We start from the raw sequence: 255 nt of genomic DNA, 5'->3' as shown, positions 1-255 counted from the left end.
AAGCAGGCGCTCTCCCAGCTGAGCTAAAGCCCCATTATGAGATGGTGGGCCTAAATGGACTCGAACCATCGACCTCACGCTTATCAGGCGTGCGCTCTAACCAGCTGAGCTATAGGCCCTCATAACGAAAATATAAAGAGAGTTTGTACTCTCAAAACTAAACAAACAAAGATCGTGGCACAAACCGTTTTGTCTGGCTCATATGTCCAGCTTTATCCTTAGAAAGGAGGTGATCCAGCCGCACCTTCCGATACG

Annotated in this window: 1 tRNA gene; it reads right to left on the bottom strand. The window is 48.2% G+C overall.

Features of this window, described 5'->3' with window-relative positions:
* Positions 1 to 42: 42 nt before the first annotated feature.
* Positions 43 to 119: transfer RNA gene (locus KW850_RS32975), tRNA-Ile, on the bottom strand.
* Positions 120 to 255 lie beyond the last annotated feature (136 nt).

This window comes from Bacillus sp. sid0103 (assembly GCF_019219025.1).
The sequence above is the reverse complement of the archived record's forward strand: the minus strand, read 5'-3'. Positions and strand labels throughout refer to the sequence as shown.